This is a genomic window from Staphylococcus ureilyticus, from assembly GCF_025558845.1.
Taxonomy (GTDB): domain Bacteria; phylum Bacillota; class Bacilli; order Staphylococcales; family Staphylococcaceae; genus Staphylococcus; species Staphylococcus ureilyticus.
Map to the genome: position 1 here is coordinate 595,472 of NZ_CP094825.1, position 24,584 is coordinate 620,055.

Sequence of the window (24,584 nt, forward strand, 5' to 3'; positions counted from 1 at the left end):
AAGTGGAACGACACTATCTTTTTAAAGGTAACGTGTTTGTTCCACTTTTTTTTAATTCGTAAACGAAAAATGAATTATGCTAAACTAGTGTTAATTTAAAGAGAGGGGGATGGCATGTCGTTAACACTAGAACCAATGACGCAACGAACTTTTGATAAAGTTTATGAAAAGAGCATACATGAATATGCACATGAACATATAAAAAGCGGTGTTTGGGAAACAGAAGGAGCTATTGAAAGGGCACGTTCAGATTTTGAAAAATTACTGCCCCACGGATTAGCTACTGATAATCAATATTTATTTACTGTTGTTTATTTGAACGAAACGATTGGATATTGCTGGCTGCATTTTGCGGAAAATAAAAAGATAAATAAGTGTTTTATTTATGATGTACATATTTTTGACAATTATAGAGGGAAAGGATTAGGTGAGAAAACTATGCTTTGTATCGAAGATTATTGTGAAAAAAATAATATACATCGTATCGGTTTATATGTGTTCGGTCATAATAGGCGGGTAGTGTCCTTGTATCATAAGTTAGGGTTTCAAACTACTAATTATAGAATGGAAAAAGTGATAGAGAATGATGATTAACATAAAACATTAATTTAAAAATAAGAGAATAATCTTGCAACTGGAATTTAAAAATTGGTAATCAAAGAAAATGAATACCGTAGTATTTTAGAATGAATTAATGATTGATTGATTTTTAATAGAATGGTGATTGACTGTATCCATAGGGGAAACGTGAACTTGAATTGATTCTCAAAGTTTGCCAAAAGGGTTAATCGTTCAACAGCATATCATTTTTTATAAAACAGAAGAAACGTGAATTTCTATTTCATCTCAATAGAAATTCACGTTTATGTACTCATTAAAAGTTATAAAAGACTAAAATTTTATCAATAGCTCTGATATACGAATGACCAGTATTAGCATATTTAGGACCAGCCAATTAATTGCGCAATTACCAATGTAGCTATAGAAATAAGTCCCCATATAATAAATAGTGGAAAGAAAAACTTGATCCACTTGGTATAAGACACGCCACCAATAGCTAATGCAGCCATGAAATAACCGCTTGTGGGGTAGAATACATGTGTGAAACCATCGCCTAATTGGAAATCCAAAACGGCTGTTTGGCGAGTAATACCTAGCATATCGGCTAAAGGTGCCATGATAGGCATAGTGACAAGTGCTTGACCACTCCCTGATGAGATGATGAAGTTAATTAATACCTGAACGATATACATACCAATGACTGCGACAGTCGGTGCGGCCCCCTCAATAACAGAACCTAATCCATAGACAATACTATCCATAATTTTACCATCTTCAAGAACGACCACGATAGAACGGGCAAGCCCAACAATGATAGCGCCCATCAAAACATCCTTAAATCCGTCGTTAAATGATTCGCAAATTTCACGTGTAGTCAACCCAGTAACTAATCCAACGACAATGCCCATAATGATAAATAAGCCGGACATTTCAACCATAAACCAACCTTGTGTAGTCACGCCATAAACAAGTATGACGAAAAAGGTTAATACTATAGCAATACCGATTTTTTGACGTTGAGTGGCAACCAATAGTTTGTGCTTCGTAATATCTTTATATGTCTGTCTTTTTTCTGTGTCTTCTTGATAAACTAAACTGATATTTGGATTTTGTTTTACTTTTTGAGCGTATCTCATTATAAATAATATTGTTACAAAGAGCACAATGATAAAGAGTGTGAGTCGTAAGCCAATACCAGAAAAAACAGGTACACCGGACAATTTTTGAGCCAATCCAGTGTTGATTGGATTTAATACACCAACTGTAAAACCGACTACAGTACCACATAACGCAATTGCAGTAGCCGTTATAGAATCATAGCCTAAGGCAATAATTAACGGAATGATAACTGGTATGTATACAAGCGAAAGTTCAGCTGTACCAATTAAAGTAGCAATAATTGCAAATACAGAGGTCAATACTGGAATGATAAAGATACTATGATTTAAAAATTTACGCGCGAGTTTATCAACACCAATTTCAATAATGCCAGTACGTCTTAATACCATAAACATACCACCAATAATAAGTGTGAAGAATACGATTTCACCTGCTGCTATGAGTCCTTTAGGAATAATGGATATAAAGTCTATTATATTGACTGGTGTAGCTTTTATGTAATGAAATGAATCTGCATCAACCATTTCTCTGCCTTCAGGTCCTTTAATTCGATTAAACTCTCCGGAAGGAATGAGGTAAGTGGAAATGGTAGCGATGGCACCAAATATAAATAATATGACATAAATATGAGGCATTTCGAACTTTTTTCTGTTTTTATTTGTTGTTTTCCCTTTGTTTTTTTAAAATTTCATTGATACACCCCTTTGAGTTAACAAAAATTTTGAACTAATATCATTATTTTATATAAAATAGAATCTTAATATTCTGAAAAATTATTTTAAACTTAATTATAACAAAATTTTTATAAAAGAATTAAATAAATATGATTTTAGTTGAAGAATGTAGTATGAATTAATGAGAATAAAAAAATCTAGTAAATGAACTTTGCAGATCATTTGCTAGACTTTGTTAGAAATATTGTATCTATTTGATAGTTAAAGACAGTTAAAAGAGCTGTCCTCTTAATAATTATAGGTATATATTACTTTGTTCGGTCAACATTAATACACAATATATTCAAATAACGATGAACATTTTGTGATGTTGTATCCTTTGGTAGAGCGTGGGAAAACGTATGTCCGTTATCCGTTTTAACAGTATAGATTATATCATAGTTACTAATTTTGAAATCAATAATTTTCATAAATATCCCCTTAACAATGGTCATTGTTTTAAAATTATGAAATTGCAAATGAAACTGTGAAATAGGTTGAAGTACAAAACTGACCATTTATATAATTGTACTATACATAAATCTTTTAAGTAATAAAAAGTATAACATATTTATGAAATTAACTTAAATAATACAAATAAAAAACACATTCAAATTTAAGAATATGTTTAATCATTAAGTAAATTTAATATTTCGTCGTACTTTTGTGCACTCAAGGTGCCTAAAGGACTTTGATTAATTTCAAATATTAAAAAATCATCATTTGAATTGAAAGCACTCTTTATATTTTCACAAATGGTATTTTGATCCAAGTCACTTTTTAATAACCACAGTCCTTTATAAATGTACAATGGTTTACCTACAAGATTTAACTTTGATGGTAACTTTTCATATCCATAAGAAATAGAATTTAAATTATAGGATAATATATATTTCGCCATTCATATCGCCCTCCAATATAATCATATCATTAACTAAGATTTAAAGGTTGAAAGAAGGTCGAGGTCAATCACCATTTACGAATTTATGGAATATTATAGGCAGATTAAGTTTGTTTTTAAGTTGAAAGGGGGACTTTAATAGTATAAATAAATTTATTTTTAATACTATGAGGTGAAGTGAAAATGAATTATATAAAATATGTATTGTCCAAAGATAACACGAAACTTTATACAAAAATAAATGAAGTTGAAAAGGCTAAAGCAAATATTATCATTGTCCACGGATTAGCTGAACATCTTGATCGTTATGATGAAATAACTAGTTATTTGAATGAAAATGAATTCAATGTCATTAGATATGATCAACGTGGGCACGGCCGTTCGGAAGGAAAGCAGACATTTTATAGTAATAAGGATGAAATCGTAGAAGATTTGTCTGCAGTGATTGATAAAGTTAAAGAAAATTATGAAGGTAAAATTTATTTAATTGGTCATAGTATGGGTGGATATACTGTAACTTTATTCGGTACACAACATCCGAATGAAGTAAGTGGCATCATAACATCAGGAGCTTTAACGAGATATAATAAAAAATTATTTGGTGAAGTAGACAAACAGATAGATATGAATAGTTATTTTGATAACGTGCTTAGTGAAGGACTATGCTCTGATCAAGAAGTTGTTGAAAAATATGCATTAGATGATTTAAACGCTAAACAAATTTCAATGGGACTAGTATCAACACTCATTGAGGGAATAAAGTATTTAAAAGAAAATGCCTCTAAATTTATTGATTCTACATTAATATTACATGGTAAAGAGGATGGTTTGGTGAGTTATAAAGATTCACTACAATTATTTGATGAAATAGGTTCAGAACACAAATCAATTCATATATATGATGGTTTACAACATGAAATATTTAATGAATCTTCTTTTAATAAGAGTATTTTTAAAGAAATTGTTGATTGGTTGGATAATGAAATGCAGTTATCATAAGTTTTTAAAGTATATTTACAAACTTTTTGTTTATTAAGTCTTCAAATATTTCAAAATGTTTGTTTCAGTAATTTGGAAGATTTATAATAAGAAAATAATTAATACAAAATAATAGAAGGAGACAAATATGTTTATTAAAACTTTGCATATGGAATACGAAGAAAGCTTTGAAGAATTTGATGGACGAGTGAACCAATTTTTACATGAAGTGGATGATAAACAACACTGGGAACTAGTTTCAGTGACACCTTCTGTTACGAACACTGTGGAAGGCGTAGATTATTTTATTACAATTGTTTATAAAAAGTAATGAATAACACTACAAAAAAGAGCCTGAAAATGTTTCAGGCTCAAACAACATACAGACTCTGAACAGTTAGAAAATGGCTATTATTGCATGACTTTCATTAACAATAAACATACATTAACTATCTGTGACTTTGCATGTCGACTAGACGATTTAATAAATGATAGTTGTCTAGTTTATATATAAATAGTGATACATGATAACAATCTAATCAATAATTATATAAATTCAATATTCGTACTAAATTCATATAATTATTGATTAAATGTTTTTTGAGATACGTTGAAATAATCAGCTAGTATTTTAGTGTCATTCTCTGATGGTTCTCTATATCCATGTTCCCAATCCCAAATTTGACATATTCTGTAATTTTTCTCATAACTTTTGTTTAAATTAATCGCTAATTTAGACAAACTTAAATGCTTTTTTTCGCGTAATTCAGTTAAAGCTTCCAAAATTTAAACCTCCCATAATTAAATACATAAGACTTACATTAGTTATTTTAGTACAGATAAAAGGTATGTTCAAATTACTAATAATTTAGTATTCATTGGCATTGTCATTACTAACAACTTTAATATTTTTAATTTAACTATGAATCATTGGTTGAATATTTAAAGTGTCAAGGGACAAGAATTGGGTATAAAAAGAAGACATTAAAAATATTTATAAATAAAGGAGGAAATAAATTGAAAATAATTGCTACGAGTATTTTTGTAGATGATCAAGAAAAGGCAAAACAATTTTATACAGAAAAGCTCGGTTTTGAACTTGTACATGATATGGAGATTGGTGGCGGGTTTAAATGGTTAACTGTAAAAGAAAACAATTCTGACAACCCGGTAGAAATTGTTCTTGAACCTAATGAGAATCCTATAGCAAAAACATATCAAAACGATTTATTTAATGCAGGTATTCCTGTCACAATGTTTGGCGTTTCTAATTTAGAACAAACATATCAGTCATTATCAGATCTAGATGTGAAATTCCACACAGTACCAAAAGAGGTTGAAGGAATTAAATTAGCAATCATTGATGACACTTGTGGTAATTTAATTCAATTGATTGAGCAATAATTATATATTTACGAATAGTTTCCGTAATTTTTTGTTAAGCACTAAATTTAATTTATGTTGATATAAATTAAACTTGATGCTTGTTATTTATTACATCAAAGTATTTTATAAAATGTGATTTCAGTATCAAACATTGTTAAAAAAGCATTATATAATATATAAAGACTCAGTTATGATGCCTAACCAAGCAGTAAAATAACGATGATACTTACGATGTAACCCCTTTGTCCATCGTAAACATCATCGTTCAAAATTTGATTATTTATTTTTTCATTTTATCAATATCCTCTGCAACTATTGTTAATAATTCTTCAGTTTCTGCATCGGTCAATTCGTCAGAACCTTTAATTCTAATAACAGAACCTTTATCGGTTTTAACATGGTAAATTGGTTCTTCGTCTTTATAAACTTTCCGTAATACTTTCATCTCATCACCCTTTTTTTCTATAAAACAATTCACTACAATATAAAATAATGCATAAATAGAAACATTACTTTTATAAGACGAATAAATTATTATTTTATAATTGAAATGATTAATACTTTAACTATAGGATAACTTTTTATTAAATTCTTTTCCACTGGTATGATTCAATTAATTTAATTAACTTGTTGAATCTTATTCAAAACAATGCATTTTTAACTGTTAATTATAATTCATGATAATTTTTTGGAAAAATTAGTTTTTTGTGTTTTTATTTTATAAAGAAGGGTATAACTAACCAAGCACAAAAAGTCCTCCAAACTTTAGTGTGGAATATATTTTCGAGATTGACGTCGCTTTTCGAAGCGGCGTTTTTGTTTTATACTGCATATAGTATAACTATTTATAAAAAGGGATGTATATTGTGAGATTATTGAGTATATTGTCATTTTTATGTAGCCTAGCGATAACGATTGTTGTTATATATGGCGTTATAATGATGGCTGGTGATTTAATGGGGCTAACAACGTTTAATAATCAATTATTAATTGTAGGTTTAGCATTTGTATTATTGAGTGGTTTGTTTGGAAAAAGTAAGCCAAGGCTATCAATGTTAGTGCTACTTATTGGATTTATCATTGTGCTTGTTAATTAATAAATAATAAAAGGAGTGAAAAGGAATCCATATTTTACTGATGGTTTCCTATTTTCACTCCTTTTTGTATGCATACATTTATTCAAAAATCACTAAGCTTTAAAAGATTCAACATTGCCTTGGAGTTTTTGATCCATGTCGTTAGCTATTTTTATTAATAAAAGTTTGTTATCTTTTGAAGTTAATTCATTATCAACAGTAACTTTAATAATTAAGCCTAAATCCGTTTTAATATGGAAAGTTGTACGGTTATTTTCAGATACGCTTCTTAAAATTTGCATCTTAATCACCCCGTTTTCAAATTAAAAAATTAGCGTTTGGCTAAAATGAGACAGAGTTCATGAACTATTTAATGAGAGTGGTGTAAAATGTTAATTATATATTAGTTTAATATATTTAAGAGTAAATGAATAATAATTAGCCTCTGATAAATAGTAATATAATTATTTAATGTATTTAGGTATCATTTTGATGTAGATAAGTTCGCCTAATAATTCACATAATGTTTGCGTAATAATGACAGTAGTTGCAATGGTTACCCAATGGTTTGGTAAACCTAAAGCTAAAGGTAAGACAACAAGTGCATTTCTTGTACTTGAACTAAAAGCTATCGTTCTTTTAGTTTCTTGTGTTACTTTAAATAATTTTCCACATAAAGTACCTATAAAAGGGGATACGATTAAAAAGCAAATATAAATAGGTATTACTGAAAAGACAATATTTAAGTTATAAATAATTTTATTTATTTGTGAACCTACAATTGAAAATAAAACCAGTGCCATGAAAATTTCGGGAAGCCAAGATGTTAACTTTAATATTTGATTTATGCTTTCAGATTTTTCACTGATATATTGTAATAAAAGTGCTGATAATAAAGGGAAAATTATGAACATTAAAAATGACTTTAAGAATGGCAAAATATCTATTTGTGAAAAAATATCAATGTTTAGAAACAACGTAAAATATAAAGGTAATAATAAAATTTGGCCTATAAACAGCAGTGGTGTAGCAAACAACATGAGTTGTTCATTTCCTTTTCCTAAAGCATTAAAAACGATTACGTAGTCAATACAAGGCGTTAGTAAAACAAGGTACAACCCTATGATGATAGGAACATTTGAAACATCAAACAATTGAATTAAACCAAAAACAAATAATGGTATAGCTATAAAATTTGATGTTAATAATGCCAAAATAGATTTTATATTAAGTAAGTTGTGTTTGATGTTAAAAAATGGAATTTGTGAAAACATACTAAACATAAGGATACACAAGCTAGCAGAAATAATAGTTTCTAATATATTAGCAAAAGCATTGGATATTAAGCCAACGATTATTCCACTAAAAAGTGCAATAAAATAAATATAAATTTGGTATTTTTCAATTTTGGATTTTATGTATTGCATAATAACCTCTCGTATATTAATTTTTGTTCTTGGATTTGGTACATACACAGTCAGTGATACAGAATAGTTGAAACAAAAAAAGTGGAGAGAAATCATGTATGACATTTGATTTCTAGTCCCACTTCTTATATGAACAGTTAGTTTAGATTTTATTTTTTGTTTTTATCTTGAACGCTCACTTTATTTTCGATTTTATCATCGTTTGTGTTATCAATACTTAAAAGTAATGCACGAATCACTAAAACGCCAGATATAAGTAGTAACAGATTTTTTAATAGTTTCATCTTTTCACCTACCTGTATGAATTTATATGTTTGTTTCAAAGTAATTATATTTATATATATCATACACTAATCATCGACTAATTGAATAAAAATACGGTGAAGTGAGCTTCTTTCATGTTTGGTTTGTTTAAAGGTCGAAGATATAAAGTGTTAAATTTTCTTCATCGACAGTTACTTTCAATTCATCACTATTATTTTCAATCGTAGTATTAACAACATTGCCTTGCTCAATCGTAAAATAAATTTGGCTTAAAATGCCCATCGCGTATTCATTAATTGGACTTACAAGAGAAATAGATGTTGTATCTTCTTGAATCATAAAATTTTTTTGACTTTGATTTATTATTTGCCATTTAGGTAAATAAGTTAACTTCATATTTTTCTCTCCTTATGATTGTGCTTTTTTTAAGATTTTTCTACAGTAGAATCTTAAATTTTGAATTAATTGAACTCGAAAGGGAATAAGTTCAATAAATATATTGATATGAGGTGATAGCATGATTGTTTTATTATCTATTATATTAGCATTAATTTTTGCTTTTTTAGCAACGATGCCATTTTTATTTATAAATACGAGGTTGCATGAAAATGTCAATCACTCTAAGGAAGAAATACGCCATGAAAAAATCAGAGCGATTAAACGTTTTATATATTTCTTTATATTAATTATTATTCTCTTAATGGTTTTTCATTTTATTACAAACTGAATCGATACGTTCGATACTTAAACATAGGTATAAGCATACCTGATTCGTTTTTTAAATGAGTTAAGGTTTTAGGAAGAAAAATGAACTTTAAATATTATATGAGCGAAAGCTTATACTAAAGCACCACTTATTTAATTTGTTTTAAGTGGTACCTCAAGAAGTTTATAATATCGTTTGGTTTAAGTTAAGCATGTTTGATCGCTACACTTTGCACGTATATTGAAAGTTTTAAAATGAACTAACCGAAAATGATAGTGAAGAGTATACCTACAACACCAAAAATAATTAAAATAACAGTCAGTCCGAGTAAAGATTCTTTTGTTTGTTGTGTACCTTTTAACTTATAGATTATTAAGGAAATAATTCCACAAACTAAAAATATGAGTGAAAGCCAAAATATAATCATGAAATGTAAACTCAAAGTCTTGTCCCTCCTTTGCATTTCATCTTAATTGTACAATTTGATGATTTTATTCAATAACTTAAAAATTAATTGTTTTTAGATTAGTAAGCTAGTTTGAGTCTTATTTTATCATTTATTCATAAGATGCCATAGTATAAGATATTCTAATGCGTTTAGTTTGAAAAGTGTCTGCGCATTAGAAAAGAATAAGCATATAGCATTAAAATTTTAGATTTTATTTAGTATAACATTGTATAATAGTAGTGAATCGAATAAGCAAGGAGATAGAAAATAATGAATGAAGTCAATAAAGTGATTTATATTGTTTTAGCAGTGTTTTTAGGAAGTTTTGGAATTCATAAGTTTTATGCTAGAAAAACCGGAATGGGTCTCTTGTTCCTTGTATTTTGTTGGACAGGTATCCCACAAATTTTAGCTATCATTGGTGCAATTATTACGGTATTCAAACCTGCAGATCAAAATGGTAATGTTTTAGTTTAAAATTATTGTATAAAAAACAGCCTAAGCGAAACAATTTCGCCTAGGTTGTTTTTATATTGTAAAAGAATAATGACTACAATAAAATTTAAGTGAAAAGATATAAAATTTTTATTGCTTTAGTAATGAAACCCATAAACTTTACAATATTTACAATTTTAGTTAAATACTATGGAAACAACAATTAAACTCATCATTTTTAATTTTAAAAATGAACAGTGATAGACAAATAAATATTATTTGTTATGATTATGAAAAGGCTTTAAATAGTAAGACATATAACGATTAAAATTTAAGTAATCGAGGTAATGCTTATGACATTTTATGATTTTATTATTGACTTTGTTAATGACGACACGCCACTTGGTCAACTTGCCTATTTTATAAATAAAGATAACAATTTCCCTAAACATGCAACTGGTTATCAGGAATTATATGCATACTTTAAAACGAATTATAATTACAATGAAGTAATGACATCTGCAAAAAGAGCATTAAGTTTATATCTGAATAATTTAAGTGTCAATTAAAATAAAGATTCAGTGTTCGTAATACCAATTTCTTATTTTTAATGCATGTTTAATGTCTTCAGTTCTAAAGTTAATTTCATTATTTCTTATTGAAAAAGGTTCAATAATATTTTGAGCCATCCATGTATTAATAAGTTCTGTAGGTAAACCATCCAATTCCATGTCACTTTTACTTAGAACAAAACATTCCCAATCGAGAGAAATTTTTGAAGGATTAATATATTTGCACTCATGAATCTGATCCATAAAAACACTCCTTAACATTGTAAATCCGACGTTAAGTTTTACCCAAGTACCCATAAAATAAAACGACAATTTTATGTTATTTGTCTACTTATTGATGAAAAAATAATAAATGATTGAAATTTGTTATTATGCAGTGTTTTAAAGCTTATATTTATCATCGTTAATATATAAATATAAGCACAGTACGAAAAACGTATCATCGACTAATTAACTTGGTGAGGCAAATTATTCATCTCGTATACAAATAAAGCACTCATCCAAACTAAAAAATTGGATGAGTGCTTTTTATATTCAAAAGCTAACGATTTTGTTTACTTTACATATATTCTAGTTGCAAGTTGTGAATTACATTTTACCACGGTATAATTCCTAAAATACAAGCAATTAAAATCATGAATAGACTAGAGCCAACTGCCCATTTTATTACAATACGCTGATTTTGACCGTATTCTATATCTAGCATACCTACAAGTAAATAACCAGCAGCATACAATGGACTTAATACATGTAAGGGTTGACCAAGAACTGAAGCTCTGGCCATATCAACTTTAGAAATGCCAAATTGTTGTGCAGATTCAGCTAAAATAGGTAATACACCATAATAGAAAGGATCATTTGCCATAAAGTATGTAAATGGTCCGCTCAGAATTGCAGTGATTAGTGCAAAGTGGTTACCCATAGCATCTGGTATAATTTGTACTAAGGTATTAGCCATTTCGTTAACCATTTTTGTCCCATTCATTACGCCTGTAAATATACCTGAAGCGAAAACAAGACTAATTACAGAAAGTACGTCGCCAGCATGTTTTTTCACAACAGAATTTTGGATACTTAAATTAGGATAGTTTAGTAAAATTGCAAAGCCAAACCATAGCATAAACATAACTGGTATTGGCATTAAGCCGATAACCAGACAGATGATTAATGAAATTGTAAGTATCGCATTTGGAATAAGCATTTTAGGTCTTTTTAATAAAGATTCTTCTTTTGTATCAGTAGGTTTTATATCGTTTAAATCAATATTTGTATTTGATGTGAGATATCTTTTTGAACGTTTTCCAAGTATGTAAGCAACTCCAAAAGCAAATAATATACCAGCAATCATTGCAGGAATGATTGGTACAAAGACTTCCTCAGTAGTTACTTGCAAAGATGAAATTGCACGTGCAGTGGGGCCGCCCCAAGGTAACATGTTCATAACACCGATAGATAAAAGTGCTAATGTAGATAAAGTATACAGACTCATACCAATTTTTTTATAAAGCGGCATCATTGCAGTTACAGTTATGATGAAAGTAGTGGTACCATCACCATCAAGTGCTACCATTGATGCTAATATTACGGTTCCTATTGCTATTTTTACTGGATCCCCTTTAACGACTTTTATAATTTGATTAATGACTGGTTCAAATAATCCCGCATCTATCATAACGCCAAAATAAAGTATGGCAAAAGTCAGCATAATTCCAGTTGGTGCAACAGTTTCTATGCCATCTAGCATAAACTTACCTAAACCTGAGTAGAAACCACCGATTAAAGCAAAAATGGTTGGTATAACAATTAATGCAGTCAAAGCTGACATTTTACGAGTCATAATTAATACCATAAAGATGATAATCATAATAAAACCGAGAATTGCTAAGTTCATATATTCAATTTTCCCCCTTTGTTTTAATCATTATATACTTTTCAGAAAATTTTTAAAATAAAATTTTTTCTTTTTTAAAAAATGTATATAGAAAAAACACTTCATAACTAAAATGTATAGCTATGAAGTGTTTTGATAATTAAATATTATAAAAAATATGTATTTATAAAATTAAATGAAAAAGTTTATTACATACGATTTCCAAAATGGATAACTTAATAATGCGAATGAAAATAACGATACCAACATTGCAAATATATTAGCAATACGATCCCCACGTAAACATGCATATAAATTAATGAGTAGTACGCCTAAAATGAATAATAGACCAGCTAATAATTGCATGTCTTCTTCTAAAATTTTATTAACAGCTAATAATGGGGTAGTTAATGTAATTAATGACAAGAACAGTGATAATAATGTCGTTGCATATTTCAAATTGTTCAGTCCTCTCTAAGAAATACTTTTATTAATCTAATGTTATAAATGATAGCTTAATAAAATAATATTTGCTTAACAATTTAATTGCAAGTCATTTTTAAATATGTCATAACATTTATTAAAAAGGTTATTAACAAAAATGCTAAATAATCATAGGTAGTGGAACGTATATTGATTGAAAGAGGTGGTTTCAATCAATAGGTCATATGTTATTCGAATAATGTCATATCTTCTCCGTTGAAATAATAAATCAACCAGTGTTCGTCAACATAACCCACTTCATATTTCCGAGCAAATTTTTCTATTGCAAGTAATTCAAAATTTAAATTGCTAAAAAAGACTTTGCCACTAATATTATTTGATATAAGTGAAGTCATTAGAATTTCAATTTGTTTTTTTTGACAGATTTGGAATACATATTCCATTAATTGTTTAGCAAGATATTCTCTAGATTCATGGTTTTCGCCCATAACACACATATTCTCAATAACTGCTTTGTGTGCCAAGCTATAACTCTGATTAAATATAAGTGTTACAGCACCTATCAAAACGCTATCTTGAAAGGCTCCAATGACAATTGATTTATTTGAATTGGTAGAAAGTAAATCTTGTAAATTTAGTTCGGCCAAGCAGCGATCATTTTGCAATTTCCATGCAAATACGTCAAGATCTTCATGAATGCCACGTTTTAATAATGTTCTATAGTTGGATATATCATCGATTGATAAGTAACGTATATTTGTCATTGAGTGCCTCCTAAATTTTATAAACCATTTATATAATAGTTTAATTAATTTTAACGCCGTATTAAATTTGATTTTAAGGGAAAAAGTAAAATTGAGCAACGCTATATTTAATTTTATTCAAAAACATGGAATCATGTTTATTTCGAAAGCCAAAAAAATATAAAATTATTAAGTGTATAATTGTATTTTATTTAATTTTTAAATGACGCGAATGGATAGGATGGTTATGGTATAATATGGTGAGTGATATATTATGAGCGGAGGCACGATAAGTGGAATCTTTAATGACTATTATAGTTTCGCTAATTTTGCTTATCTTGATTTCTTTTGCCATATTAATGATTTACATATGGATTAATTATAAAGATGAAGACAATTAAAAAAAGAGGAAATGATCAAAAGACATCACGACATAAGCATAAGCAGTACTAATTTAACAATAAAAGCCCCCAAAATTCTAATCGAATTTTGGGGGCTTTTATTGTTACTATTCTACTACTTGTACATTTAAATCTACGTCAATATTACCGCGTGTCGCTTTTGAATATGGGCAAAATTCGTGTGCATCTTGTAGATATTTTTCAGCATCTTCTTGTGATAAAACATTTTTAACTTTTGCATCTATTGAAACACTTAATTTAGGGCTTTCTGCATCTGGGTCATCTTCTAAACGTACTGTTAAAGTGACTTCAGGTTCAGCGCCTCTGACTTTGTTTTGTTTAAGAATTAAATCAAATGCACCATTAAAGCATGATGCATAACCTGCTGCAAATAATTGTTCAGGATTAGTACCTTTTTCAGCATCAGCTTGTGCTGGAGGAATGACTGCTACATCAATTGCTTTATCATCTGTTTGCACGTGACCGTTACGACCACCTGTATTCGTTGCTTTTGTTTCATAATTTACTGCCATTATATTACCTCCTAAATTACTTATATAACAACAATACCCTTAAAATTAAATTTAAATCATATAAAAGGTGAATGGATTTTTGTTATTTGTTTAAATGTACGCTTTAAAGATTGTGTAAGTTCTTAAGATTGTTATACAATAATTTTAATGTTGATTGAAAAGGAAGTTTTTAAAATGTCTGAAGTAAAAATTGCGGTAACGATAGAGCCAGAAAATAAAATTTCACAAACTTTTTTACATGAATTAGTAAAATATCAAACTTCTATCGATATAATAGAATTGAGAGTTGATCATTGGGCAACACCAGAGATAAATGATATAGCTAATGTCATTGATAAATTATATGAATTAAATTTAAATAAAAAACTTTTAGTTACGTATCGGACACAATCACAAGGGGGTAAAGGTGATTTGACGTTTGATTCGTACATTAAATTACTTGAAAGAATAATTAAAATAGATCACGTAGATATGATTGATGTAGAATTTGAAATTAACCAACAATCTCAATATATATTGAACTTGATTGACCAAGCACACAAAAATAATATTGAAGTTATATTGTCTTATCATGATTTTCAAAAAACACCAGCACTCACACAGCTAAAACATTTATATTTTAAAATGCATCAAATGAATCCAGATTACTTAAAAGTCGCGGTCATGCCTTTAAGTAAAGAAGATGTTTTAAATTTATTATATGCATTATCAGCAACAGTAGATACAGTTCCGCAACAAGTCATTGGCATTGCAATGTCGAAATTAGGCACCATTTCGAGAACTGCACAAGGTTTATTTGGAGGCGCAGTATCATATGGTTGTTTAGATAATCCTAAAGCACCTGGACAGATTCAAGTTGAAACTTTAAGCGCGCAATTAAAGTTATATCAGTAGTTTGAAAATCTTATCGTCCTGTCTTATAATTGAAAATAGTTATCAATAGTGAAAGGGCGATATTAGATGGAACTACAAGATGCAATAGCTCAACGAAGAAGTATAAAGGTCTTTAGAAGAGATATGAATATAGATGACGATGCTTTATATGAAGCGATACAGCGTGCTACAGATGCACCGAATCACGGTTTGAGAGCACCTTGGAGAGTGGTTCATATCGCAAAAGATAGATTGGGAGATATGAGTAAGCAATTAACTGAAATTGCTTTTCCTAATCTAAGAAAAAAACAGGAAGATCACTATAAAGTTGCTACTAATTTAGGTGGTATGCTTGCTTTAATCGTTAAAGAAGATCCAAGACAAAAAGAAAGTTTAGAGAATAATATGGCATTTGGTGCATTTGCGCAAAATCTCATGTTATTACTTTTTGAAGCAGGTATTGGTACATGTTGGAAGTCTCCGGCTTATATATTTAATCCTGAAATACGTAAAATATTTGGTGTGAAAGATGATGAGCGTTTAGTAGGGTTATTATATTTAACAGATTTGGAAGATTTAGAAAGAATGCCACACAGAGAACGCCAACACAATCAAATCATTGATAAGTTCTAATTATGAAAAAAGGGAGTGGGACTGAAATCTTTTAATAAAAAGATTTCAGTCCCACTCCTAATAATGTCTATTTTAAAATTTTGATTGTTTAAAAGTTAAAATGAAAGAATTAAAGCAAAAATTACTCAAATGTTTCAGCTAAGAATGATTCAACTTGTTCAGGAGATTTTGCATTTGCTGAATGTAAATGTGCTAATTTCTCCCCATTTTTAAAAACTAATAAACTTGGAATACCCATAACGTCATTTTCAGCCGCTGCATCTTCTAATTCATCGCGGTTTACAGTATACCAATTATAATTGTTGTATTTTTCTACAATTGGGTCAATCCACATGTCCATAGCTTTACAATCTGGGCACCATCCTGCTTCAAATTTAACGATGACTGGTGCGTCGCTTTGTATTGTGCTTTTAAATTGATCATTAGTATTAATAGATTCCATAATTAGACTCCTTTATAAAAGATATTAGTATTGACATTATAACTGACAAATTGCAGTAAATAAAAAAATCAGCTTAATAATTAGAGCGTTTTTGTTATAAGTTTGTTATATTAGTGTTAACTAAGCATAGGAGGTTCTGAAAAATGATAAAATTTTACCAATATCCTAATTGTACAACTTGTAAAAAAGCAGCTAAATTTTTACAAGAATACGGGGTAAGTTTTGAACCCATCGATATTGTGCAACATACACCAACTAAAAATGAGTTTAAAGAAATCATAAATACTACAGGTATAGATATCAATAAACTATTTAATACACATGGTGCAAAATATCGTGAACTAGGCCTTAAAGATAAATTGAAAGACCTTTCTGACGAAGAAAAACTAGATTTATTATCCTCAAATGGTATGTTAGTAAAACGACCACTCGCAGTATTAGGGGATAAAGTAACGGTAGGTTTTAAAGAGGAACAATACAAGGAAACTTGGTTGTAAACACACATGCTTTTGCAATTCATTTTTAACAACTTTTGAAAAAAATGTTATATACTTCAGAAAAGTTTTGTGCGATGAATTGTAAAACATGAGAAGTATTGTAAAATCAATTAAATAGTTGATTGTAAGCCTTTCATATGGCATCATGAATATGTAAAAACATTTAGGAGGGGATTCTCGTGGCAGTACCAAGCGAATTAAAATATTCTAAAGAACATGAATGGGTAAAAATTGAAGGAAATACAGTAACAATTGGTATCACTGAGTATGCGCAAAGTGAATTAGGTGATATCGTATTCGTTGAATTGCCTGAAACTGATGACGATATTGATGAAGGTGAATCTTTTGGCAGTGTTGAATCAGTGAAAACAGTTTCAGAACTTTATGCACCTGTTTCAGGAAAAGTTGTAGAAACAAATGATGAACTAGAAGATAGTCCAGAATTCGTTAATGAATCACCATACGAAAAAGCATGGATGGTTAAAGTTGAGTTAAGCGATGAAAGTCAATTAGACGAGTTAATGTCAGCTGACCAATATTCTGAAATGATCGGTGAATAATATGAAATCAAACTCCACGATACGATATATCATGGAGTTTTTATTTTTCTATAACAAAAGATTAAATTTCACTTGAATATATTAATTGATTTTGAAGTATCAAAAACATTAAAAAGTTCAATGGTGACAAATGAATGGTTCAATTATAAGATTTTAATAAGAAACTATAATAAATGTTTATGTTGATAATGTATGGTGTAGAACTAAATATAAAATTGAATTTACTATCACATTTAGAGGTGACTGTCATGGCGATATTAAACCAAGTTATAATTGTCGAAGGTAAAACAGACAAGAAACGGGTGAAGCAGGTGATTGACCAACCGATTGAAATCATTTGTACAAACGGTACTATGGGAATTGATAAGTTAGATGAGATGATAGAATCGTTATACGACAAGCAAGTTTATGTGCTTGCGGATGCAGATGATGAAGGTGAAAAGATACGTAAATGGTTCAAAAAATATTTAAGTGAAAGTAAACATATTCGCATAGAGAAACAATATGGTGAAGTAGCGAGATGCCCTAAAGCCTATTTGTCAAAAGTGTTAGCAAAACATGGTTTTATAGTGAAAGATGAAGAAAAAGTAGCAAAAGCCAAATTAGATTATATTGCTGAAAGGGTCAGTTTATTAACATGAATGTAAAGAATGAAACGCGTGTTAATGTTTTCGAACACGTAGATAAAGAGAAATATCTAATTTTTGGTTATACGCCAACTTGTGGCACATGTAAAGTGTCAGAACGCATGTTAGATATTGCGAATGAAATTTTAAAATTACCAATTACTAAAATAGATTTAAATTTTCATCCTGATTTTAGTCAACAACATGAGATACAATCGGTACCGATACTTATGCTTATGTCTAAAGGTGAAGAACAAAAAAGAATTTATGCATTTCAATCAGTGCCTTATTTGTTAGAAAATTTAAAATAATTATTGACGAATCTTTAGTACAATGGTAGGATTATGGATAATTAAATAATGTACTCTTATCACGAGAGGTGGAGGGATGTGCCCTATGAAGCCCGGCAACCGTCTGTAATAGAAATGGTGCCAATTCACATAAAGTAGATAAACTTTAGAAGATGAGAGAAGCGACATTGCTTTCTCTATTCTTCAGTGAAAAGAGAAAGCATTTTTTAATTGAATGAGCAATACAAGGAGGAAACGACAATGATTGAATTAAATCAAATCGTTAAGAGATACAAGACGAAAAAACACGATGTGTTAGCAGTAGATCATGTTGATTTAAGTATTCAATCAGGCTCGATTTTTGGTGTGGTTGGTTTTTCAGGTGCAGGTAAAAGTACTTTGATAAGACTTTTAAATAATCTTGAACAACCAACTTCAGGAGATGTCATCATTGATGGAGATACGATTGGGAAATTATCAAAATCAGAATTGAGAAAAAAACGTCAAAAAGTGAGCATGATTTTTCAACATTTTAATCTATTGTGGTCACGTAATGTTTTAAATAATATTACTTTTCCATTAGAAATTGCTGGTGTATCACGCAATGAAGCCAAAAAAAGAGCGATTGAACTGGTGGAATTGGTAGGACTAAAGGGTAGAGAAAACGCTTATCCATCAGAGTTATCGGGTGGACAAAAGCAACGTGTAGGTATTGCCCGTGCGTTAGCAAATGAACCTAATGTTTTACTTTGCGATGAAGCTACAAGTGCGTTAGATCCGCAAACAACGGATGAAATACTAGAATTATTGTTAAAAATTAAAGAAGAAAGAAATTTAACAATAGTTATTATCACACATGAAATGCAGGTCATAAGACGTATTTGTGATGAAGTGGCAGTAATGGAAAATGGTCGCGTCATTGAACAAGGACAAGTGTCAAATGTTTTCGAAAATCCACAGCATGAAGTAACAAAACGCTTTGTGAAAGAGGACTTAAATGATGAGTTTGATGAGTCTATTTCTGAATTAATCGAATTAGATGAAACTGCTTATATCGTACGATTGAATTTTACAGGAAATAATACAACTGAACCATTGGTATCATACATAACAAAGACACATAATATAGATGTTAATATTCTTGAAGCAAATATTAAGCATACTAAGGATGGTGCTCTAGGATTTTTAGTATTACATTTATTAGATGTGAATTCTGAAAAATTCGAAAAGTTCAAAAATGATTTAGCAGCACAACATGTTTCTGTGGAGGTGTTAAAGCATGGGTAGTTCATTCGGCGAGATTCTACAGGAAATGCTAACAATGCCTAATGTAAGTTGGGATGAAGTTTGGTTAGCTACATATGAAACAATTTATATGACATTGATTTCTACAATATTTGCTTTTATTTTTGGTTTGATACTTGGTGTGCTTTTATTCTTATCTGCTAAAAGCCAATCACCAGTAGCTAGAGTGTTTTACAGTGTCGTATCGTTTATTGTGAATTTATTCAGAGCAATACCATTCATTATTTTAATTTTACTACTTATACCATTTACGAGTTTAGTACTTGGAACAATTAGTGGTCCAACAGGTGCTTTACCTGCACTAATTATCAGTGCAGCACCATTCTACGCCAGATTAGTGGAAATTGCTTTTAAAGAAATAGACAAGGGTGTTATAGAAGCGGCTTGGTCAATGGGAGCTACAACATGGACAGTAGTTAAGAAAGTGTTGTTACCTGAAGCTATGCCAGCATTAATATCTGGAATAACTGTAACAGCAATAGCATTAGTAGGATCTACTGCAGTAGCTGGTGTGATTGGAGCTGGAGGTCTGGGTAACTTAGCATACCTAACTGGCTTCACACGAAACCAAAACGATGTCATATTCGTTTCTACAATTTTAATCTTAATTATTGTTTTTATCATCCAATTTATTGGAGATCAAGTTACTAATAAAATAGATAAACGTTAAGTTAAAGGGGACAATTATATGAAAAAATTATTTAGTTTAGCTTCAATCATCGCTTTAGCATTAGTATTAGCTGCTTGTGGTAATGGCGGCGGAGGTAAAGATAAGACAATTACAGTTGGCGCTTCTCCGGCACCACATGCTGAAATATTAGAAAAAGCAAAACCAATTCTAAAAGATAAAGGTTATGACTTAAAAATTAAAACGATTAACGATTATACAACACCTAACAAATTATTAGATAAAGGTGAGTTAGATGCAAACTTCTTTCAACATACGCCTTATCTAAATACTGAAAAGAAAGACAAAAACTATAAAATTGAGTCAGCAGGAAATGTACATTTAGAACCTATGGCTGTTTACTCAAAGAAATATAAAAGTTTAAAAGAATTACCAAAAGGTGCTACTGTTTATGTTTCAAACAACCCTGCAGAAGAAGGACGTTTCTTAAAATTCTTCTCTGACGCTGGATTAATTAAAATTAAAAAAGGTGTTAAAACTGAAGATGCTAAATTTGATGACATCGTAGAAAATAAAAAAGATATCAAATTTAATAATAAACAATCGGCAGAATACTTACCTAAGATTTATCAAAAAGAAGATGCTGACGCAGTAATCATCAATTCAAACTTCGCAATTGATCAAAAATTAAGTCCTAAAAATGATTCAATTGTTTTAGAAAAAGCAAAAGATAATCCATATGCTAACTTGATTGGTGTAAAAGAAGGCCATAAAGACGACAAAAAAATTAAAGCGTTGATGGATGTATTACAGTCTAAAGAAATTAAAGATTACATCAATAAAAAATATGACGGAGCCGTAGTACCAGCAAAATAATGTTATATTATGCAAAGAATCCTTTAACCGCAATGGTTTTAGGATTCTTTTTGTTTGGTTTTAATTAGAAAAAGGGCATAAAAAGGGCAGTGTGTGCAAATTATCGAATTTAAAGCATAAAAAATACGCCCAAATTTGAGCGCATTATCCAAGTTTTACCTGTTCAAGTTTGTTCATCATATCCTTATCCATCTGTTCAGTAACGTGTGAATAAATAGATAGGGTTGTACGGTGATCTGAATGGCCTACACGATCCATAATAGCTTTAAGTGATACACCTTGTTGAGAGAGTAATGATATGTGGCTATGTCTTAATATATGTGAAGAAATTTCTTTCTTGATACCAACATCTTTAGCAGACTCCCTAAGTATCTTATTGAATCTTTCTGTTTGCATAGGATTACCTTTGTGATTAGTAAATACAAAGTTTCTATCTAAGTAATTATCGTTCCATTTTGAATCTTTTTTGTTCTCCAGTATCGCTTTCCTTAGAATCTCACAACTTCTGCTACTTAATCCAATTGTTCTATAACTAGATTCTGTTTTTGTCGTATCTTTGATACCGAATCCACCAGATTCATCATGAAACCAATGTATTGTACCATTAATATTTAAACTTTTATTTTCAAAATCTACATCTTCATTTTGAATGGCTAACATTTCACCGATACGCATACCGTTTAACGCTTGAAATTCAGTCATGAGTGCAACGAAAGTATAAAACCGCTTATGAATACCCGAATGAAGTTTCTGTGCTTTTGCATTAATGCCTTTTATAATAGATTTAATTTCATTTACTTCAAGATACTTATTGCGCTTGTTCTTGATTTCATCATACGTTTTGATTTTTTTGTTTAGTGTAATATCTTTTAAGAATTCTAAGTTTTGTAAATTATAAATATGCCTTGCGTACTCAAATACATGTTTAAATATACTTAATGCTTCTTTGTTCACTTGGTACACATAACCTTTATTATCTATTTCATCAAATCCTTGTTGTGTTTGACAGTGTGATTTTATTGATTAAAATATCTTCATCTATAAATTTTTTTAAAGTGTTTAATTTACTCAACTTTGTTTTAATTGTTGTTCGTTTTGATCCAGATGTTTTAACGTAATTTTTAAACCACTCATCGCACGCTTGATGAAAGGTAAGTGTTTTTAGGTCTGTTGGGGTCTTGTCATTTAGTTTGTTCTCTATACGCTCATTTAAGAGCCTCTGAGCCTCTTTCTGCGATTGCACCATTCTTATTAAGAACAACGCTCACTCGCTTCTATTTGTCTGTGTATGGGTCTTTATACTTCTCATAGAAACGATACTTTGTTTGATTATGTTTATTTGTGAATTGTTCATACCACATTTTTTCATCCCTCCTTAAGATATCAAATAAATAGGATAGGCGTACTACCCTAAAAATAGTTTGTTATCATTTTGATTGGTCATTATTGTTGGTCGTCATTTTCAGCGTTTTCTTGAGTAGCCTCTTCTGTTGTTTGTTGTTCGCTTTCACCACTATTTTGTTGGCTATTTTCTTCTGTTGTTTGTTGTTCGTTTTTATCACTATTTTGTTGATCATTGTTAGAATTCTGTTGATTACTTTCTATTTCATTTTCTTTATTGTTTGATTGCTGATTATCTTTATTTTCTTGTTGATTACTTTGTTGTTTATTCTTTTCTGCTAATTCTTTTAACCTCTGTTGTCTTTCTTCTTCATTTTTCTTCAACATACTTTTGTATTCTTCCATTTGTTGCTTATTTGCTAGATTATTAGCTCCTATTTTTTCGCCAGTTTCTCTATTAATGATTACTTCGAATGGCATAGGCGTTGAAATTCCATTGTAATAATATTTTACATGATACTCATCTTGGTTAGTTCTGTCTTTATCTATATGGAAAGAATTCAAATCAATGTTTTGAACATCAATTACATCTCCACTAGGAAAGTCTTTAGCTTGTTCAATTGCTGCAGCTTCCCCTATATCATTTGCGCTGTTATCCGTAGAGGTATTAGTTTCATTGTCTTGATCGTTAGTGTTAGCTGTTTGCTCATTTGACTCTACATTATCTTTTTGGTTTGTGTTATTTGAAGAGGTGTTATTATTTGCACTTGTTTCGTTTTCTGAATTATTCTTCTGTGATTTATTATTAGATTTTTTTTCTGTTTTGTTGTCTGATTTGTTATTAGATTCTTTATCTGAAGAATTATCGTTATTGCATGCTCCTAAAATTAATGTACTAGTTAATAGAAAGATTAAAAACTTCTTCACTTTAAAATACTCCTTTAAATAATAATTGTTTTGTGAAAATACTTAATGAATTATTGCACATACTAAGATTTTTCATTCCACATTGCCCCTTTGTTATATATTATTCTTCTTTCTCTAAGCCTATAATAAGCATTATTACTACTGAAATTAGCATGAATGGTACGAATATAGATGTTACTAGAAAACCAGCAATCATAATTAGATAAAACTCGTCAATCTTGTACTTACCGAATTTCATAATATCCCTCCTATTTACGCTCCTCAAATCCGCATATTAAACAGATTAGAAATGCTACAAAAACTGCTGGTACAAATATAGATACTACTAAAAGTGGTATGGACATAATTAAATAGTTGTAATCGTATTTGTACTTACCAAATTTCATGAAAATCCTCCTTTTGCTATTTATTCTGCTTTTTATAATTCATATACGTATATGCTACAAGCGTCAGCATCGAAGTGAAGATCATTAGACTGAATATAGATAGACATGTAGCAACTACATCATCTTTAGTCAAAATGTTGTGAATAGACAGACCAATGAAGAATAAATGTAATGAAACAGTGATTGGTAACATTGTTTTGAACAATTTTGAATTTGGTTGATTCTTTTTTTGTTTCATAAATATCGACTCCTTTCAACGCTACTCAATTTAAATATTACTATGTATCTCACAACCTTAAAATAGGGCGTACGTGTGCAAAGACACGTAGTGGGTTGCTAATCCTTATTTTTCTTTCTTTCTTTAATAAACTCCTTAGTATACAAGTAACCATCGAGCATTGTGCTTAATATGAAATTTATGACTTTGATTATAATTCCTATAAGTATATCCATAGTAATGCTCCTTTGTGTAGGGGTTATTCATGCTCTGATTGTGGTGTGTCTTTAGTTGATTCCAAATATTTATTGATTCTTTCCAAGTCACTTAAATACTTATCATTCATATATTTTTCAAATAACGATTACAAATGCTTATATCAAGCATATAAAGGGGGTCGTGAAAT

General features: G+C 29.7%; 36 protein-coding genes, 1 pseudogene and 1 riboswitch. Of the genes and pseudogenes, 17 read left to right on the forward strand and 20 right to left on the reverse strand.

What is annotated here, in order from left to right; translation table 11 throughout:
• The first annotated feature begins 114 nt into the window (after positions 1–114).
• Positions 115–594, forward strand: a complete 480-nt coding sequence (locus MUA21_RS02870) for a GNAT family N-acetyltransferase (RefSeq protein ID WP_262561809.1) — start codon at positions 115–117, stop codon at positions 592–594.
• A gap of 347 nt (positions 595–941) precedes the next feature.
• Here MUA21_RS02870 and MUA21_RS02875 read toward each other — a convergent pair whose 3' ends face one another.
• Both MUA21_RS02875 and MUA21_RS02880 read right to left on the reverse strand, forming a co-directional pair.
• On the reverse strand, positions 942–2,315 hold the full coding sequence (locus MUA21_RS02875; RefSeq protein WP_262561811.1) for a YfcC family protein: 1,374 nt from the start codon (positions 2,313–2,315) through the stop codon (positions 942–944).
• 706 nt (positions 2,316–3,021) lie between these two features.
• Positions 3,022–3,294: a hypothetical protein gene (locus MUA21_RS02880; protein ID WP_073342953.1), complete on the reverse strand. Its 273-nt coding sequence runs from the start codon at positions 3,292–3,294 to the stop codon at positions 3,022–3,024.
• 183 nt (positions 3,295–3,477) lie between these two features.
• Between MUA21_RS02880 and MUA21_RS02885 the strand changes: the two genes are divergently transcribed.
• Together MUA21_RS02885 and MUA21_RS02890 are read left to right on the forward strand one after the other, a co-directional pair.
• Positions 3,478–4,293 (forward strand): alpha/beta hydrolase, encoded by an 816-nt coding sequence (locus tag MUA21_RS02885; protein WP_262561812.1) that lies wholly within the window; start codon positions 3,478–3,480, stop codon positions 4,291–4,293.
• A 127-nt stretch (positions 4,294–4,420) separates the two neighbouring features.
• Positions 4,421–4,603: a hypothetical protein gene (locus tag MUA21_RS02890; protein WP_064209478.1), complete on the forward strand. Its 183-nt coding sequence runs from the start codon at positions 4,421–4,423 to the stop codon at positions 4,601–4,603.
• A gap of 251 nt (positions 4,604–4,854) precedes the next feature.
• On the opposite strand, the gene MUA21_RS02895 is transcribed toward MUA21_RS02890, so the two are convergent.
• On the reverse strand, positions 4,855–5,055 hold the full coding sequence (locus MUA21_RS02895) for a helix-turn-helix domain-containing protein (RefSeq protein WP_046207474.1): 201 nt from the start codon (positions 5,053–5,055) through the stop codon (positions 4,855–4,857).
• A 234-nt stretch (positions 5,056–5,289) separates the two neighbouring features.
• On the opposite strand from MUA21_RS02895, the gene MUA21_RS02900 reads away from it, so the two are divergent.
• Positions 5,290–5,676, forward strand: a complete 387-nt coding sequence (locus MUA21_RS02900) for a VOC family protein (RefSeq protein ID WP_046207475.1) — start codon at positions 5,290–5,292, stop codon at positions 5,674–5,676.
• Positions 5,677–5,938: 262 nt separating this feature from the next.
• On the opposite strand, the gene vraX is transcribed toward MUA21_RS02900, so the two are convergent.
• Complete coding sequence (vraX, locus tag MUA21_RS02905) at positions 5,939–6,103, reverse strand: C1q-binding complement inhibitor VraX (RefSeq protein WP_164996921.1); 165 nt, start codon at positions 6,101–6,103, stop codon at positions 5,939–5,941.
• Positions 6,104–6,515: 412 nt separating this feature from the next.
• On the opposite strand from vraX, the gene MUA21_RS02910 reads away from it, so the two are divergent.
• Positions 6,516–6,755 (forward strand): hypothetical protein, encoded by a 240-nt coding sequence (locus MUA21_RS02910; RefSeq protein ID WP_262561814.1) that lies wholly within the window; start codon positions 6,516–6,518, stop codon positions 6,753–6,755.
• 92 nt (positions 6,756–6,847) lie between these two features.
• Here the strand turns inward: MUA21_RS02910 and MUA21_RS02915 are convergent, their stop codons facing one another.
• The 4 genes from MUA21_RS02915 to MUA21_RS02930 form a co-directional block, all read right to left on the reverse strand.
• On the reverse strand, positions 6,848–7,036 hold the full coding sequence (locus MUA21_RS02915) for a hypothetical protein (protein ID WP_046207477.1): 189 nt from the start codon (positions 7,034–7,036) through the stop codon (positions 6,848–6,850).
• A 162-nt stretch (positions 7,037–7,198) separates the two neighbouring features.
• On the reverse strand, positions 7,199–8,161 hold the full coding sequence (locus MUA21_RS02920) for an arsenic resistance protein (RefSeq protein WP_262561815.1): 963 nt from the start codon (positions 8,159–8,161) through the stop codon (positions 7,199–7,201).
• A gap of 149 nt (positions 8,162–8,310) precedes the next feature.
• Positions 8,311–8,445, reverse strand: a complete 135-nt coding sequence (locus MUA21_RS02925; RefSeq protein WP_256277551.1) for a hypothetical protein — start codon at positions 8,443–8,445, stop codon at positions 8,311–8,313.
• Positions 8,446–8,572: 127 nt separating this feature from the next.
• The gene (locus tag MUA21_RS02930) at positions 8,573–8,821 is read right to left on the reverse strand and encodes a hypothetical protein (RefSeq protein ID WP_046207479.1); all 249 of its coding nucleotides are present in this window, start codon (positions 8,819–8,821) and stop codon (positions 8,573–8,575) included.
• Positions 8,822–8,942: 121 nt separating this feature from the next.
• On the opposite strand from MUA21_RS02930, the gene MUA21_RS02935 reads away from it, so the two are divergent.
• Positions 8,943–9,152, forward strand: a complete 210-nt coding sequence (locus tag MUA21_RS02935; RefSeq protein WP_046207480.1) for a hypothetical protein — start codon at positions 8,943–8,945, stop codon at positions 9,150–9,152.
• A gap of 238 nt (positions 9,153–9,390) precedes the next feature.
• Here MUA21_RS02935 and tsaT read toward each other — a convergent pair whose 3' ends face one another.
• The gene (gene tsaT, locus MUA21_RS02940; RefSeq protein ID WP_064209474.1) at positions 9,391–9,573 is read right to left on the reverse strand and encodes a type II toxin-antitoxin system toxin TsaT; all 183 of its coding nucleotides are present in this window, start codon (positions 9,571–9,573) and stop codon (positions 9,391–9,393) included.
• 276 nt (positions 9,574–9,849) lie between these two features.
• Here tsaT and MUA21_RS02945 point away from each other — a divergent pair, with 276 nt between their 5' ends.
• Both MUA21_RS02945 and MUA21_RS02950 read left to right on the forward strand, forming a co-directional pair.
• Positions 9,850–10,056: a TM2 domain-containing protein gene (locus tag MUA21_RS02945; RefSeq protein ID WP_019467917.1), complete on the forward strand. Its 207-nt coding sequence runs from the start codon at positions 9,850–9,852 to the stop codon at positions 10,054–10,056.
• 311 nt (positions 10,057–10,367) lie between these two features.
• Entirely contained in the window at positions 10,368–10,583 is a 216-nt protein-coding gene (locus MUA21_RS02950; protein ID WP_046207482.1) for a sterile alpha motif-like domain-containing protein, read from the forward strand.
• 9 nt (positions 10,584–10,592) lie between these two features.
• Here MUA21_RS02950 and MUA21_RS02955 read toward each other — a convergent pair whose 3' ends face one another.
• The 5 genes from MUA21_RS02955 to MUA21_RS02975 all read right to left on the reverse strand — a co-directional run bounded on the left by MUA21_RS02955 (position 10,593) and on the right by MUA21_RS02975 (position 14,577).
• Positions 10,593–10,829, reverse strand: a complete 237-nt coding sequence (locus MUA21_RS02955; RefSeq protein ID WP_046207483.1) for a hypothetical protein — start codon at positions 10,827–10,829, stop codon at positions 10,593–10,595.
• A gap of 352 nt (positions 10,830–11,181) precedes the next feature.
• Complete coding sequence (locus MUA21_RS02960; RefSeq protein WP_070039157.1) at positions 11,182–12,477, reverse strand: CitMHS family transporter; 1,296 nt, start codon at positions 12,475–12,477, stop codon at positions 11,182–11,184.
• 171 nt (positions 12,478–12,648) lie between these two features.
• Positions 12,649–12,915 carry a hypothetical protein gene (locus MUA21_RS02965; protein ID WP_046207485.1) on the reverse strand — a complete coding sequence of 89 codons (267 nt, stop codon included), beginning with the start codon at positions 12,913–12,915 and terminating at the stop codon, positions 12,649–12,651.
• A gap of 212 nt (positions 12,916–13,127) precedes the next feature.
• The gene (locus tag MUA21_RS02970) at positions 13,128–13,664 is read right to left on the reverse strand and encodes a GNAT family N-acetyltransferase (protein WP_145395321.1); all 537 of its coding nucleotides are present in this window, start codon (positions 13,662–13,664) and stop codon (positions 13,128–13,130) included.
• A gap of 487 nt (positions 13,665–14,151) precedes the next feature.
• Complete coding sequence (locus MUA21_RS02975; RefSeq protein ID WP_046207487.1) at positions 14,152–14,577, reverse strand: organic hydroperoxide resistance protein; 426 nt, start codon at positions 14,575–14,577, stop codon at positions 14,152–14,154.
• Between the two features lie 174 nt (positions 14,578–14,751).
• Here MUA21_RS02975 and aroD point away from each other — a divergent pair, with 174 nt between their 5' ends.
• Together aroD and MUA21_RS02985 are read left to right on the forward strand one after the other, a co-directional pair.
• Positions 14,752–15,471: a type I 3-dehydroquinate dehydratase gene (aroD, locus tag MUA21_RS02980; protein ID WP_262561816.1), complete on the forward strand. Its 720-nt coding sequence runs from the start codon at positions 14,752–14,754 to the stop codon at positions 15,469–15,471.
• Between the two features lie 66 nt (positions 15,472–15,537).
• The gene (locus MUA21_RS02985; protein WP_046207489.1) at positions 15,538–16,083 is read left to right on the forward strand and encodes a nitroreductase family protein; all 546 of its coding nucleotides are present in this window, start codon (positions 15,538–15,540) and stop codon (positions 16,081–16,083) included.
• Positions 16,084–16,204: 121 nt separating this feature from the next.
• On the opposite strand, the gene MUA21_RS02990 is transcribed toward MUA21_RS02985, so the two are convergent.
• Positions 16,205–16,525 carry a thioredoxin family protein gene (locus MUA21_RS02990; RefSeq protein ID WP_046207490.1) on the reverse strand — a complete coding sequence of 107 codons (321 nt, stop codon included), beginning with the start codon at positions 16,523–16,525 and terminating at the stop codon, positions 16,205–16,207.
• 143 nt (positions 16,526–16,668) lie between these two features.
• Between MUA21_RS02990 and MUA21_RS02995 the strand changes: the two genes are divergently transcribed.
• The 7 genes from MUA21_RS02995 (at position 16,669) to MUA21_RS03025 (ending at position 21,307) form a co-directional block, all read left to right on the forward strand.
• Positions 16,669–17,022 carry an arsenate reductase family protein gene (locus tag MUA21_RS02995; RefSeq protein WP_046207491.1) on the forward strand — a complete coding sequence of 118 codons (354 nt, stop codon included), beginning with the start codon at positions 16,669–16,671 and terminating at the stop codon, positions 17,020–17,022.
• 179 nt (positions 17,023–17,201) lie between these two features.
• Positions 17,202–17,582: a glycine cleavage system protein GcvH gene (gene gcvH / locus MUA21_RS03000; RefSeq protein ID WP_046207492.1), complete on the forward strand. Its 381-nt coding sequence runs from the start codon at positions 17,202–17,204 to the stop codon at positions 17,580–17,582.
• Positions 17,583–17,830: 248 nt separating this feature from the next.
• Entirely contained in the window at positions 17,831–18,223 is a 393-nt protein-coding gene (locus MUA21_RS03005) for a toprim domain-containing protein (protein WP_046207493.1), read from the forward strand.
• Positions 18,220–18,519 carry a thioredoxin family protein gene (locus MUA21_RS03010; protein ID WP_046207494.1) on the forward strand — a complete coding sequence of 100 codons (300 nt, stop codon included), beginning with the start codon at positions 18,220–18,222 and terminating at the stop codon, positions 18,517–18,519. Before MUA21_RS03005 ends, MUA21_RS03010 begins: the two co-directional genes overlap by 4 nt.
• Positions 18,520–18,572: 53 nt before the next feature.
• A riboswitch (SAM riboswitch) is annotated at positions 18,573–18,678 on the forward strand.
• A gap of 81 nt (positions 18,679–18,759) precedes the next feature.
• A complete protein-coding gene (locus tag MUA21_RS03015) occupies positions 18,760–19,785 on the forward strand; it encodes a methionine ABC transporter ATP-binding protein (protein WP_046207495.1) in 1,026 nt (341 codons plus the stop codon).
• On the forward strand, positions 19,778–20,473 hold the full coding sequence (locus MUA21_RS03020) for a methionine ABC transporter permease (RefSeq protein ID WP_046207496.1): 696 nt from the start codon (positions 19,778–19,780) through the stop codon (positions 20,471–20,473). The genes MUA21_RS03015 and MUA21_RS03020 overlap by 8 nt, the downstream gene beginning before the upstream one ends.
• 18 nt (positions 20,474–20,491) lie before the next feature.
• A complete protein-coding gene (locus MUA21_RS03025; RefSeq protein ID WP_046207497.1) occupies positions 20,492–21,307 on the forward strand; it encodes a MetQ/NlpA family ABC transporter substrate-binding protein in 816 nt (271 codons plus the stop codon).
• A 144-nt stretch (positions 21,308–21,451) separates the two neighbouring features.
• Here MUA21_RS03025 and MUA21_RS03030 read toward each other — a convergent pair.
• The 5 genes and pseudogenes from MUA21_RS03030 to MUA21_RS03050 all read right to left on the reverse strand — a co-directional run bounded on the left by MUA21_RS03030 (position 21,452) and on the right by MUA21_RS03050 (position 24,199).
• Positions 21,452–22,668: pseudogene (locus MUA21_RS03030) on the reverse strand (tyrosine-type recombinase/integrase).
• An 82-nt stretch (positions 22,669–22,750) separates the two neighbouring features.
• Entirely contained in the window at positions 22,751–23,575 is an 825-nt protein-coding gene (locus MUA21_RS03035; protein ID WP_262561817.1) for a hypothetical protein, read from the reverse strand.
• Between the two features lie 100 nt (positions 23,576–23,675).
• Positions 23,676–23,813 carry a hypothetical protein gene (locus MUA21_RS03040; RefSeq protein WP_262561819.1) on the reverse strand — a complete coding sequence of 46 codons (138 nt, stop codon included), beginning with the start codon at positions 23,811–23,813 and terminating at the stop codon, positions 23,676–23,678.
• 10 nt (positions 23,814–23,823) lie between these two features.
• Positions 23,824–23,961: a hypothetical protein gene (locus MUA21_RS03045; RefSeq protein WP_262561820.1), complete on the reverse strand. Its 138-nt coding sequence runs from the start codon at positions 23,959–23,961 to the stop codon at positions 23,824–23,826.
• 16 nt (positions 23,962–23,977) lie between these two features.
• Positions 23,978–24,199: a hypothetical protein gene (locus MUA21_RS03050; RefSeq protein WP_262561821.1), complete on the reverse strand. Its 222-nt coding sequence runs from the start codon at positions 24,197–24,199 to the stop codon at positions 23,978–23,980.
• Positions 24,200–24,584: the final 385 nt, after the last annotated feature.

Excerpts from the sequence above, each read along its gene's own strand:
- MUA21_RS02870 (WP_262561809.1), top strand. The coding sequence starts at position 115 with ATGTCGTTAACACTAGAACCAATGACGCAACGAACTTTTGATAAAGTT.
- MUA21_RS02875 (WP_262561811.1), bottom strand. The coding sequence starts at position 2,315 with ATGCCTCATATTTATGTCATATTATTTATATTTGGTGCCATCGCTACC.
- MUA21_RS02880 (WP_073342953.1), bottom strand. The coding sequence starts at position 3,294 with ATGGCGAAATATATATTATCCTATAATTTAAATTCTATTTCTTATGGA.
- MUA21_RS02885 (WP_262561812.1), top strand. The coding sequence starts at position 3,478 with ATGAATTATATAAAATATGTATTGTCCAAAGATAACACGAAACTTTAT.
- MUA21_RS02890 (WP_064209478.1), top strand. The coding sequence starts at position 4,421 with ATGTTTATTAAAACTTTGCATATGGAATACGAAGAAAGCTTTGAAGAA.
- vraX (WP_164996921.1), bottom strand. The coding sequence starts at position 6,103 with ATGAAAGTATTACGGAAAGTTTATAAAGACGAAGAACCAATTTACCAT.
- MUA21_RS02910 (WP_262561814.1), top strand. The coding sequence starts at position 6,516 with ATGTATATTGTGAGATTATTGAGTATATTGTCATTTTTATGTAGCCTA.
- MUA21_RS02915 (WP_046207477.1), bottom strand. The coding sequence starts at position 7,036 with ATGCAAATTTTAAGAAGCGTATCTGAAAATAACCGTACAACTTTCCAT.
- MUA21_RS02920 (WP_262561815.1), bottom strand. The coding sequence starts at position 8,161 with ATGCAATACATAAAATCCAAAATTGAAAAATACCAAATTTATATTTAT.
- MUA21_RS02925 (WP_256277551.1), bottom strand. The coding sequence starts at position 8,445 with ATGAAACTATTAAAAAATCTGTTACTACTTATATCTGGCGTTTTAGTG.
- MUA21_RS02930 (WP_046207479.1), bottom strand. The coding sequence starts at position 8,821 with ATGAAGTTAACTTATTTACCTAAATGGCAAATAATAAATCAAAGTCAA.
- MUA21_RS02935 (WP_046207480.1), top strand. The coding sequence starts at position 8,943 with ATGATTGTTTTATTATCTATTATATTAGCATTAATTTTTGCTTTTTTA.
- MUA21_RS02945 (WP_019467917.1), top strand. The coding sequence starts at position 9,850 with ATGAATGAAGTCAATAAAGTGATTTATATTGTTTTAGCAGTGTTTTTA.
- MUA21_RS02950 (WP_046207482.1), top strand. The coding sequence starts at position 10,368 with ATGACATTTTATGATTTTATTATTGACTTTGTTAATGACGACACGCCA.
- MUA21_RS02955 (WP_046207483.1), bottom strand. The coding sequence starts at position 10,829 with ATGGATCAGATTCATGAGTGCAAATATATTAATCCTTCAAAAATTTCT.
- MUA21_RS02960 (WP_070039157.1), bottom strand. The coding sequence starts at position 12,477 with ATGAACTTAGCAATTCTCGGTTTTATTATGATTATCATCTTTATGGTA.
- MUA21_RS02970 (WP_145395321.1), bottom strand. The coding sequence starts at position 13,664 with ATGACAAATATACGTTACTTATCAATCGATGATATATCCAACTATAGA.
- MUA21_RS02975 (WP_046207487.1), bottom strand. The coding sequence starts at position 14,577 with ATGGCAGTAAATTATGAAACAAAAGCAACGAATACAGGTGGTCGTAAC.
- aroD (WP_262561816.1), top strand. The coding sequence starts at position 14,752 with ATGTCTGAAGTAAAAATTGCGGTAACGATAGAGCCAGAAAATAAAATT.
- MUA21_RS02985 (WP_046207489.1), top strand. The coding sequence starts at position 15,538 with ATGGAACTACAAGATGCAATAGCTCAACGAAGAAGTATAAAGGTCTTT.
- MUA21_RS02990 (WP_046207490.1), bottom strand. The coding sequence starts at position 16,525 with ATGGAATCTATTAATACTAATGATCAATTTAAAAGCACAATACAAAGC.
- MUA21_RS02995 (WP_046207491.1), top strand. The coding sequence starts at position 16,669 with ATGATAAAATTTTACCAATATCCTAATTGTACAACTTGTAAAAAAGCA.
- MUA21_RS03005 (WP_046207493.1), top strand. The coding sequence starts at position 17,831 with ATGGCGATATTAAACCAAGTTATAATTGTCGAAGGTAAAACAGACAAG.
- MUA21_RS03010 (WP_046207494.1), top strand. The coding sequence starts at position 18,220 with ATGAATGTAAAGAATGAAACGCGTGTTAATGTTTTCGAACACGTAGAT.
- MUA21_RS03015 (WP_046207495.1), top strand. The coding sequence starts at position 18,760 with ATGATTGAATTAAATCAAATCGTTAAGAGATACAAGACGAAAAAACAC.
- MUA21_RS03020 (WP_046207496.1), top strand. The coding sequence starts at position 19,778 with ATGGGTAGTTCATTCGGCGAGATTCTACAGGAAATGCTAACAATGCCT.
- MUA21_RS03025 (WP_046207497.1), top strand. The coding sequence starts at position 20,492 with ATGAAAAAATTATTTAGTTTAGCTTCAATCATCGCTTTAGCATTAGTA.
- MUA21_RS03040 (WP_262561819.1), bottom strand. The coding sequence starts at position 23,813 with ATGAAATTCGGTAAGTACAAGATTGACGAGTTTTATCTAATTATGATT.
- MUA21_RS03045 (WP_262561820.1), bottom strand. The coding sequence starts at position 23,961 with ATGAAATTTGGTAAGTACAAATACGATTACAACTATTTAATTATGTCC.
- MUA21_RS03050 (WP_262561821.1), bottom strand. The coding sequence starts at position 24,199 with ATGAAACAAAAAAAGAATCAACCAAATTCAAAATTGTTCAAAACAATG.